The organism is Chryseobacterium sp. WG14, from assembly GCF_024586945.1.
Classification (GTDB): Bacteria; Bacteroidota; Bacteroidia; order Flavobacteriales; family Weeksellaceae; genus Chryseobacterium.
The window spans coordinates 135687-146293 of record NZ_JALCZD010000013.1 but is presented as its reverse complement, the minus strand read 5'-3'; the positions used below and the strand labels follow the sequence as shown (position 1 = coordinate 146293).

General features: G+C 37.3%; 10 protein-coding genes. 5 read left to right on the top strand and 5 right to left on the bottom strand.

The window, feature by feature from the left end:
• Window positions 1-182: 182 nt before the first annotated feature.
• From hemE to hemA, 5 genes are all read right to left on the bottom strand, one after another.
• Complete coding sequence (gene hemE / locus MP478_RS19145; protein ID WP_230033522.1) at window positions 183-1214, bottom strand: uroporphyrinogen decarboxylase; 1032 nt, start codon at window positions 1212-1214, stop codon at window positions 183-185.
• A complete protein-coding gene (locus MP478_RS19140; protein ID WP_257201349.1) occupies window positions 1211-1657 on the bottom strand; it encodes a hypothetical protein in 447 nt (148 codons plus the stop codon). The genes hemE and MP478_RS19140 overlap by 4 nt, the downstream gene beginning before the upstream one ends.
• Window positions 1654-2340 carry a uroporphyrinogen-III synthase gene (locus MP478_RS19135; RefSeq protein ID WP_257190273.1) on the bottom strand — a complete coding sequence of 229 codons (687 nt, stop codon included), beginning with the start codon at window positions 2338-2340 and terminating at the stop codon, window positions 1654-1656. The genes MP478_RS19140 and MP478_RS19135 overlap by 4 nt, the downstream gene beginning before the upstream one ends.
• 70 nt (window positions 2341-2410) lie before the next feature.
• The gene (hemC, locus tag MP478_RS19130; RefSeq protein WP_257190274.1) at window positions 2411-3319 is read right to left on the bottom strand and encodes a hydroxymethylbilane synthase; all 909 of its coding nucleotides are present in this window, start codon (window positions 3317-3319) and stop codon (window positions 2411-2413) included.
• Complete coding sequence (gene hemA / locus MP478_RS19125) at window positions 3306-4580, bottom strand: glutamyl-tRNA reductase (RefSeq protein WP_230033537.1); 1275 nt, start codon at window positions 4578-4580, stop codon at window positions 3306-3308. Before hemA ends, hemC begins: the two co-directional genes overlap by 14 nt.
• Window positions 4581-4899: 319 nt before the next feature.
• On the opposite strand from hemA, the gene MP478_RS19120 reads away from it, so the two are divergent.
• Genes MP478_RS19120 through rodA form a run of 5 tightly spaced genes read left to right on the top strand, consistent with a single transcriptional unit; the run spans window position 4900 to window position 10563 of the window.
• Window positions 4900-5925, top strand: a complete 1026-nt coding sequence (locus MP478_RS19120; protein ID WP_045491741.1) for a rod shape-determining protein — start codon at window positions 4900-4902, stop codon at window positions 5923-5925.
• Between the two features lie 28 nt (window positions 5926-5953).
• Window positions 5954-6808 carry a rod shape-determining protein MreC gene (mreC, locus tag MP478_RS19115; protein WP_257201348.1) on the top strand — a complete coding sequence of 285 codons (855 nt, stop codon included), beginning with the start codon at window positions 5954-5956 and terminating at the stop codon, window positions 6806-6808.
• Window positions 6801-7307: a rod shape-determining protein MreD gene (locus tag MP478_RS19110; protein ID WP_230033541.1), complete on the top strand. Its 507-nt coding sequence runs from the start codon at window positions 6801-6803 to the stop codon at window positions 7305-7307. The genes mreC and MP478_RS19110 overlap by 8 nt, the downstream gene beginning before the upstream one ends.
• On the top strand, window positions 7304-9337 hold the full coding sequence (locus MP478_RS19105; protein WP_257201347.1) for a penicillin-binding transpeptidase domain-containing protein: 2034 nt from the start codon (window positions 7304-7306) through the stop codon (window positions 9335-9337). Before MP478_RS19110 ends, MP478_RS19105 begins: the two co-directional genes overlap by 4 nt.
• Window positions 9334-10563: a rod shape-determining protein RodA gene (rodA, locus tag MP478_RS19100; RefSeq protein ID WP_230033544.1), complete on the top strand. Its 1230-nt coding sequence runs from the start codon at window positions 9334-9336 to the stop codon at window positions 10561-10563. The genes MP478_RS19105 and rodA overlap by 4 nt, the downstream gene beginning before the upstream one ends.
• Window positions 10564-10607 lie beyond the last annotated feature (44 nt).

The window sequence follows — 10607 nt, the reverse complement described above, 5'->3', positions numbered from 1 at the left end:
GAAGTTTCAAACTCAAACTGTAATCTTTCTGTGTACGCTTGACATAACGTGTTTCTAAATATTCTTCCATAACGATTGTTTTTTTATGTATCGCTATTTCAGGACGGGACACATATATTAATTTAAAAGCCCTGACGGCAAACGTCAGGGCTTTTATGTATCATAAAATTGCATTTGAGTTACTACAGACCCGGTTTCCAGTCAACAACGGCTCTGATGAATGCTTCTGCATTTTCTACAGGAACGTTAGGTAAAATTCCGTGTCCAAGGTTAGCAATATATCTGTCTTTTCCAAAACGGTTGATCATCTCGGTTACCATTTTTTTGATAGTTTCAGGAGTTGAATGAAGCCTGGCAGGATCAAAATTTCCCTGTAGGGTCATCGTATGATTGGTCAATGTTCTTGCAAATTCCGGCTTAATAGTCCAGTCAACACCAAGAGCTGAAGCTTTAGACATTGTCATATCTTCCAGTGCAAACCAACATCCTTTTCCAAATACTACCACGTGGGTAAGAGGGCTTAATGCTTCAACGATCTGGTTGATGTATTGCCATGAGAATTCCTGGTAATCAGTAGGAGAAAGCATTCCTCCCCATGAATCAAATATCTGTACTGCAGAAACTCCTTTTTCTACTTTTCTCTTCAGATAAGCAATAGTAGTGTCTGTGATTTTCTGAAGTAATAAGTGAGCTGCTTCAGGCTGCTGGAAGCAGAAAGATTTTGCAATATCAAATGCCTTACTTCCTTTTCCTTCCACACAATAACAAAGAATAGTCCATGGAGAACCTGCGAAACCAATTAAAGGAATCTCGTTATCCAATTTTTGAAGAGTAAGCTCAATAGCATCAAAAACATAACCTAATGTATCATTCACATCCGGAGTTTCAATATTCTGAACCTGTTCCATTGTTCTGATCGGAGTATCCAACCATGGGCCAACAGATTCTTTCATTTTGAAATCAATTCCCATCGCCTGAGGAACTACCAGGATATCTGAAAACAGAATCGCAGCATCCAAAGGAAACCTGCGGATAGGCTGTAGTGTAATTTCAGCAGCAAGTTCAGGGGTCTGACATCTTGTAAAGAAATCATATTGGTCTCTCAGAGCAATGAATTCCGGCAGATATCTTCCAGCCTGCCTCATCATCCAGACAGGAGGTCTTTCAACGGTTTCTCCGCGAAGTGCTTTTAAATATAGGTCGTTTTTTATCATAGTTTATTTGAAATGATATTGCCATCATATTGCTTGCTGACAATAAGTATTTTTGCAGGGAGTATAGTATAAGAGTTTTCTGTACTTCCCTCTTTTACAGCATAAGAGAGAATAATATTTTCTTTCTCTTTAACAAGATTTTTAACTAAAAAGTCAGTAGATTTATTAGTCTGGGTTCCAATTAATGCAATTATATAGTTTTTTGAAAAGTCAATATTGGTAGGCATTCCGTTGGGTCCCATGGTGGTGGCAGCTCCAAAAATTTCGTCAAATTCTTTTTGAGAAGCTATTTTTTTGACAGCTATCTCATTGCTTTGGTATGTATTTTTTACGAAATAGTTTTTGGCTTCTGAATAGGGAACTTTTAAGGTTGATGTTTCTTTTTGTGAAGTACAAGAAAACATAACCATTAATCCTAATAATAAAAATGCTAAATTTTTCATATTTGTTTGTTTATATAAATTTCCTGTACCATATTCAAAACTGATACCAGACTGTTGCCTTCAGAAGTGTAAATTTTTTCTTTAGTATATTTTCTCAGCTCTCTGGAAGTGGTTTCTCCGATCGAAAAAAGCGTCATATCCTCCAGAGAATTTTGCTTTGCAAAACTACGAACTCCACTCGGACTAAAAAATACTGCAGCATGATATTTTTCAGTTATTAAAGGATTGGTTTCCTCGGTGTTATATACGACGATTTTTTTGTACTTAATGTTTTGCAGCGGAAGCTCATTATCCAGAACATTAATAGCAAGATTGCCACAGAAATGAATAAATTGCTCATGTTGGCATTTCCCGATGATAAATCCGGAGAGTACTTCTGCATTTTTCAGCACTTTAAAAGTTCCAAAACCGTGTTTTCTAAGTTCTCTCTTTGTTTTTTCACCTACACAGTAGATCTTATTGTAATTTTTTGCCGTAAAATCCTCGTTAGGCTTGAATCCGTTTTCAAAAAATGAAGATACTCCATTAACGCTGGTAAAGATCAATGAATAATTTTTCAGATCAAATGGGCTGATCCTGATCGATTGTGTCTTAATCACTTCAATGCAGTCAACCGAAATATGCTCTCCTAATTCTTTGGATATAATCGCTTGGTCTATATTTTTGGTAAATAAGATTTTCATGACTTTACATTTGAAAATGAAAAAAGAGAGGATAAAAATATAAATTTAAAATCTATACTTTGATATGATCTTATATCTGGCTTTTGATTTCTGCCATTAATTCTTTTCCACCGTTTTCGAGAACTACTTTAGCATACTTTTCTCCAAAATTTTCTGTAGTGTTGTATTCGAAATTTTCATCAACTGCAATACAGTTTTTACCATCCAGAGAACAGAGTGCAGCTTTGAAACGGATCTGATCACCGATGATTTCTGCAAAAGCGCCGATAGGTGCAGTACAGCCGCCCTCCAAAGTGCTTAGGAAATTTCTTTCGATTTCTACGCAGATTTGAGTGGGTGCATGATTGATCTGTTTTAATATCTCATTGATCTCCGGTTTGTCAGAATGTCCGGCTACGGCAATAACACCTTGTGATGGTGCCGGAATCATTAATGGAAGCATTTCATAATCAATTTCCATTTTCATTCTTTTGATGCCTGCTAAAGATAGAAGGGTAGCATCAAAATTTCCATCTTCAAGCTTTTGAAGACGGGTCTGGATATTTCCACGGATATCCGAAAACTCAGTATCAGGATAATATTTTAGCCAAAATGCCCTTCTTCTTAAGCTGCTTGTGGCCAGTTTAAGCTCATGGAATTCTTTATTTCTTGAAGATTCCTTTCTGATCAGAATATCCTGGGGATAATCTCTTTCCAGATAGCTCACCATCTCAATGTTTTGAGGTAATTGGGTGGGAACATCTTTTAAAGAATGTACGGCAATATCAATTTCGTCATTCAACAGGGCAACATCCAGGTCTCTTGTGAAAACCCCTGTAATTCCTAAAGAATATAATGGCTGATTAAGATTCTTATCACCGGAAGAGACGATAGGAACAATGTCTGTTAAATAATTGCGGTTCTGAAGGTGCCTTGCAACCTCTCTAGCCTGCCAAAGTGCAAGTGCGGAATTTCTGGTTCCAATTCTAATGCTTTTCATTGAATTCGTTGTTTGGTTGTTCAACTAATATTTCGTGCATTAATTTACTAATTTCTTCGGCTTTTAAAGGGTTGTCGATGATATATTTTGCAAAACGGTTGGTGATTTTCTGGATCATTTTGTCAGAAAGTTCCATGTCCGTGATGTTTATGTATTTATTCTTTTTATAAAAATTATGCATTTCATTGCGCTCCATATTCTTTAAAACAGCTTTGAAATGATGAATATTGGGTGCCAGCTTTCTCTTTTTTTCCCATTCAATAAAGTCTTTCATCAGCTCCTTGATAATCTTTTCAGCTTTTGGAATCTCTTTTTCCCGTTGCTGAATAGTTTCCTGGATTTGTTTTGAAAGCTCGTCAACGTCAATTAATGTCACATTTTTATTCTCAGTGACATTTTTTTCAACGTTATGCGGAATAGACAGGTCAATAACCAATGTTTCCCTTCCGTTCGGGAAATGAGATTGGTTGATAATAGGATGTTTTGCTCCCGTGGCCACAATGAGAATATCCGTCTCCTTTAATTCCTTGTCAACATCAGAATAATCAACATGTGGAATATTATATTTCTCAGAAATCTTTTCAGCTTTTTCCTGAGTTCTGTTGGCTATCTTGATTTTAGGCTGGTAAACATGTTTTACTAAATTTTCAACAGTGTTCTGCCCAATTTCCCCCACCCCTAAAAGAAGAATGTTCTTTTCATTAATTCTCTTTTGGCTGTTCAGGATATAGTGAACCGCAGCATAAGATACAGAAGCAGCTCCGTTGGAGATCCCCGTTTCATTTTTTATTCTTTTCGAAATCTGAATAGCAGCATTAATTGCCCTTTCCAGATAAGGATTGGAATTCTGTCTTTCTTTTTTAAAACGGGTATAAGCTTTTTTGATCTGACCTATAATTTCAAAATCCCCGATAATCTGGCTTTCAAGTCCGGCGGCAACTCTGAAAAGGTGTATCAGAGCTTCTTCTTTTGTCAGAATATTGGCAAACTGAAGAAAATCTGTAAGATGTACTCCAATTGTTTTACAATATTCTTCAGCCACTAAAAGATAATTGGAGGAAGTAGTGTAAATCTCAGTCCTGTTACATGTAGAAACCACAAAAGCATCACCAAGATCTTCCTGATGGACCCGGGAAACAAAGTTTTTGATGTTTTCATCAAAGAATGCAAATTTTCCTCTCGTTTCTACATCGGCCTTTTCGTAGCTTATAGAAAGCACGGCAAAATTCGATGTTTGATGGATGTTGGAATACTGTAACATAAGCAGTCGCAAATTTACGCTTTTTTTAATTAACCAACCCCTGATAGTGTATATGATAATTATCGTAAAAAACTATAGAAACCATCCGGAATTTATTGTGCTGAGCAAATTTAGCTGTTTTTAAATCTGCTTTTTACTCATTTTTAACCCATAATTTCCCCTGTTAATTTTGGTTTAACTCAAAGTCTGTAAACATCTAAAGTAAAAGTTAATAAAGAATTATAAATTTTAATAAAATTTTAACCAAATTATGTTGGTATGAAATTTCTTTAGTAGTGTTAAATTTATATCTTTGTAAACTTAAAATCAGAAGAAATATATGAGTTTATTTGATATGTTTACGCAAGAAATTGCGATAGACCTGGGAACAGCTAATACCCTTATCATCCATAATAATAAGATTGTTATAGATCAGCCGTCAATTGTAGCAATTGAACGTTCTACGGGTAAACCCATTGCTGTTGGTGAACAGGCTAAACATATGCAAGGTAAAACTCATGAGGATATCAAAACAATCCGTCCTTTGAAAGATGGGGTTATTGCTGATTTCCACGCTTCTGAGCATATGATCAAGGAATTTATCAAAAAAATTCCTGGAATTAAAGGTAAATTCATTCAGCCTGCATTAAGAATTGTAATCTGTATTCCTTCCGGCATTACTGAAGTTGAAAAGAGAGCGGTAAGAGATTCTGCTCAAAAAGTAAACGCAAAAGAAGTAAGGCTGATCTATGAACCAATGGCAGCTGCAATTGGAGTCGGGATCGATGTGCAGAAACCTGAGGGGAACATGATTATTGATATAGGTGGAGGTACTACAGAAATTGCAGTAGTAGCGTTAGGAGGTATCGTATGTGATAAATCTGTGAAAATTGCTGGTGATGTATTTACAAATGATATTGCGTATTACTTAAGAACTCACCATAACCTTTATATTGGCGAAAGAACTGCTGAGAGGATTAAAATTGAAGTAGGGTCTGCAGTAGAGGATCTTGATGTAGATATTGAAGATATCCCGGTACAGGGTAGAGACCTTATTACAGGAAAGCCTAAAGAAATTATGGTTGGATATAAGGAAATTGCACGTGCACTAGACAAATCTATTATCAGAATTGAAGATGCTGTAATGGAAACGCTTTCTCTTACTCCGCCGGAATTGGCTGCTGATATCTACAAAACAGGTATTTATCTTGCTGGAGGAGGAGCGTTACTAAGAGGCCTTGCGGACAGAATTCACAAAAAAACAGGTCTTCCTGTATTTGTGGCTGAAGATCCGTTAAGAGCTGTTGTTCGAGGAACCGGTATTGCCCTTAAGAATATGGATAAGTTCAATTTCTTAATTAAATAATTTTAACTTTTTACGACTATATATCTGAATGGGATTTTTGCTGAGATTATTTTCGAAGAACACCCTTTTCGTCTTCTTTATATTCCTGCAAATTATTGCTTTGGTTTTGATATTCTCCAGAAACGCCATGCAGAGATCCTGGATAGCGGGGCAGACGGCTGCACTGAATTCCTGGGTTTCCGGATATATTGATGAGGGAGTTACCTATCTGAAGCTTAAACAGATCAACGAAGATCTTGTTATTCAGAATAAAGCCCTTATGACCGAACTTTATGGAAAAGAAGGCGGGAAAAATCCTGTTTTCAAAAAAGTTCATGATACCATAGGAGGTGGTCAGATCTATACTTTTGTTGATGGTGAAATTGTTTTTAACAGCATCAACCGTAGAAATAACTATTTTACAATCAACCGCGGCCGCAGAGACGGTGTTTTCCCACAAATGGGGGTGATGGCACCAAGAGGTATTGCGGGAATCGTTATCAATTCTACCGATAACTATGCATTGGTTCAGTCTGTATTAAGTGTAAACAGGATCAGAATTAATGCGGCACTTAAAAATTCCGGATACTTTGGGACGTTAACATGGAACGGAGATAATTCACGAGTGATGCATCTTGCCGATATTCCTAAATATGTAGCGTTGAAAGTGGGAGACAGTGTGATCACAGATGGAAAATCTGCCATCTTCCCGAAAGGGGTTATGATTGGAACTGTTGCCGGTTATTCGGTAGATAATAAGACAGGCTTCTGGGATATCTCGGTGGAGCTTAGTGAAAAAATGGGCGCGTTAAATAAGGTGTTTGTAGTAAAGAATCTTAAAAAGGCTGAAGTGCAGAAGATTCAGGATACTATGCAGGCTGTAATAAAAAAAGAAAATGATTAGCAGGACTTTATTTACAGACATATTGATTATGATCTTCCTGGTTGCATTACAGATATTTGTACTGAACAGGATTACGTTGTTCGGAAAGTATACACCGGTGCTGTATCCTGTGTTTGTTATGTTCTATCCTTTTTTCAGAAATAAATTTCAGTTCCTGGCATTAAGCTTTTTAATTGGGCTGGCCATAGATGGATTTCACTATTCCTGGGGAATCAATGCATTTGCTACCACCCTCATTGCTTATTACAGAACATTGATATTCAGGACTTCCACAGATACTTCCACAGACTTTTTCTCTTTTCAGTCCTTACAATGGGCGCAGTTTTTGCTGTTTTTATTTTCAAGTATATTCCTGCATCAGCTTTTCGTACAGTATATAGAGTTCTTTAAGTTGAGCCGGTTTTTTGAAATATTGTTTAATGTGTTGGTGACTAGTGTAATTTCATTTATATTTATAGTTATTTACGCATTAATATTTAAAATCAAACAAAAAGTTTGAACACACGTTATTTAAAAATCTTTTCCGTCCTTGTTGTTATCGCTCTTATTTTTGTGGCGAGGCTGGCTTATTTGCAGTTATTTACAGATCGTTACGCTCTGAATGCGGCCAATACATCCATTAAAATTGAATATGTTATTCCGCAGCGTGGGGTGATTTTTGACAGAAATGGGAAAATCATGGTAGGGAATCAGCCTGCTTATGAGATTTCTTTTACCCAGGGACTAATGAAGCCCGATTTTGATACATTAGGCTTTTGCAGCCTGATGAAGATCAGTAAACAAGACTTCATCAACAAAGTCAATATCATTAAAAAAGAAAAATATTATTCCAAGCTGACCCCAATGACATTCATAAAGGACCTCAGCAGAGAAGATATTGCAAGAGTGCAGGAGATTATTTTTAAGTATCCCGCATTTACTATTGTACAGCGACCTCAGCGTCAGTATGAAGTTTCTACTTCCGGAAATCTGTTGGGATATACCAGTGAAGTAAACGAAAGAGATATTAAAAAAGATTCTATTTATTACCTGCCGGGAGACTTTATCGGAAAAACAGGAGTTGAAAAATCTTACGAAAAAGAACTTAGAGGAGTAAAAGGGATGAAATATATCCAAAAAGACATCAGACTCCGAAATATTGGTTCTTATAAAAACGGGTCTCTGGATAAAGATGTTATTACCGGGAAAGATATTACATTAACTATTGATTATGATCTTCAGAGAACTGCTGAAGAAATGCTCGTTAACAAACATGGAGCCATTGTAGCCATTGACCCTAATAATGGTGAAGTATTAGTGGCTGCAACGGGACCGGATATCGATCCTAATCTTTTCACCGGGCCCAATAAATCAAAAAATTTATACGCTTTATCAAAAGATACACTTTACGAAAATAAACCTACATTCGATCGTTCTTTACAGGCGGGCTATCCTCCGGGATCTACTTTCAAATTATTAACCGCTTTGGCTGCAATGCAGATGGGAGTAATGGATGAAAAAACAGTTTTCCCTTGTGGTGGCGGTTTCTTCTATAAAGGCAAAAGAATTAAGGGCCACGGCGGAGCCGATCCGCTGATTCCTTCTATCCAGGTTTCCAGTAACTGTTTTTTTACCTATGCATTTATTGCCATCATCAAAAAATATCCAGGAAATCCTTCAAAAGGTGTTGATGAATGGAAGAAAATTATGAGCAGCTTTGGAGTGGGAGAGTTTTTAAATAATGATTTTGCGGTGGGTGCAAAAGGGAGAATTCCTTCCGGAGATTTTTATGAGAAGAGATTTAAAGCCATCATGAAAGCGAGCGGTTCCAAGAGAACCGATTTTAAAAACTGGGATGAGATGTCCACTGGAGCCATTTATAACGGGATGGGGCAGGGAGATGTATTGGTAACGCCAATTCAGTTGGCCAATTATGTTGCTGCTATTGCTAATAAAGGCTGGTATTATACTCCGCATATTGTAAAAGCAATTGATGGCAAAGCCAATCCTGATAAAAGATTCAAGGTTAAACATAAAACCCTTGTAGATCCCAGGCATTTTGAACCTGTTTTAAAAGGGATGGAAGCGGTGGTCTTAAGAGGAACGGCAAGAAGCTTGAAATCAAATGATTTCACCCAGCTGGCCAAAACAGGTACAGCACAGGTTCCGCAAGGAAAAGATAACTCTATCTTTGTACTTATTGCTCCTGCTGATAAACCTAAAATTGTAGTAGTGGCAGTAATGGAACATGCTGGGTTCGGGGCAACCTGGGCCGGGCCGGCTTGTACCGTAATTGCTGAAAAATATATTACCGGTGATCTGAAGAGAGATAATCTCTATAAAAAAATGATCGGCGCAAGCTTTATGCCTGAGTATAAAAGGCAGTGGGTAGCAGACCTTAAACGTAAAGGCTGGTATGTAGATCCTAAGCCGGACTCTATTAAGCGTAAAAAAATGCAGGACAGTCTGGAGCTTGTGAAGCAACAGAAAGCGAAACTAAAAAAGAAAATAGAAGAAGAAACTAAAAAAAACAAATCTGCAAAGCCATGAAATGGACAGAAGGAATAGATAAACTTGGACTTGGGCTGTATTTCCTGCTTTGCATTTTTGCCATTGCCAATATTTACAGTGTAGACCAAAAACTGGGTGAAAAACAGTTGGTTTTTTTCTGCATCTCTTTATTTGTGGGGCTGATGATATTCTTTAGCAGAAGTAAATTCTTTGAGAATATGGCCGGTATTATTTACATTGGCGGGGTTCTCCTGCTGATAGGGCTTTTTCCTTTTGGGAAAGAAATTCTCGGACAGAAAAACTGGTATAAATTCGGAAGCTTTACCATGCAGCCTGTGGAATTTGCCAAGATTGGTACCGCGCTGATGCTTGCCAATTATGTTTCAGGACCTGATTTTAACCTGAAAAATAAAAAATCTTTGTGGACTACCCTGGCTATTATAGGAATTCCTGCGGCGGTAGTACTTGCTATTCCGGATGTAGGATCTATGCTGGTGTTCATTGCATTTTTTATTGCTTTATACAGAGAAGGTTTAAGCGGGCTTTTATTTGGGATAGGATTTATGTTTGCAGGAGTTTTCCTGGTTTCATTAGCCATACCTCCGGTGTATGTGGCCGCTGCAATTGTATTGATTGCCGGGGTGCTAATTGCGATGAATTATCACAGAATGTCCTGGGATGTGATCTCCATTTCCGGAATAGCCGGATCTATCCTTTTGTTGTGTGGATTAGCTTTCGGTTCTCCTTACATTTTAGAGAAACTTCCAAAACACCAGAGAGAAAGAATTGAGGTTCTTTATAAAGGTGAAAAAGCATTTAGAGATACTTCAGGGTATAATTTATTATACTCCAAGACAGCTATCGGATCTGGAGGACTTTTAGGAAAAGGATACCGTGAAGGATCTGTTACTCAGGGTAAGTTTGTCCCAGAACAGGAAACCGATTATATCTTCTGTACCGTAGGTGAAGAATGGGGATTTGTAGGAAGTGCAGTGTTGATTTTGTGTTATATGGTATATATAGGACGGATCTACTATCTTGCAGAGCAGCAGAAATCCACTTTTAACCGTGTGTTTGGGTATTGCTTTGCTTCCATTCTTCTGATGCACTTTTCAATCAATTTAGGAATGGTTATGGGGCTTTTTCCAACGGTAGGGATTCCTCTTCCGTACTTTAGTTATGGAGGGAGTTCTTTGCTTGCCTTTTCTATGATGACTTTTATTTTCTTTAAACTTAACTATTCAGATAAGAACAGTTTGGTGTAGACGGAGGATTAAGAAATGTTCTGTTTACTTTCTTTTTATATCCA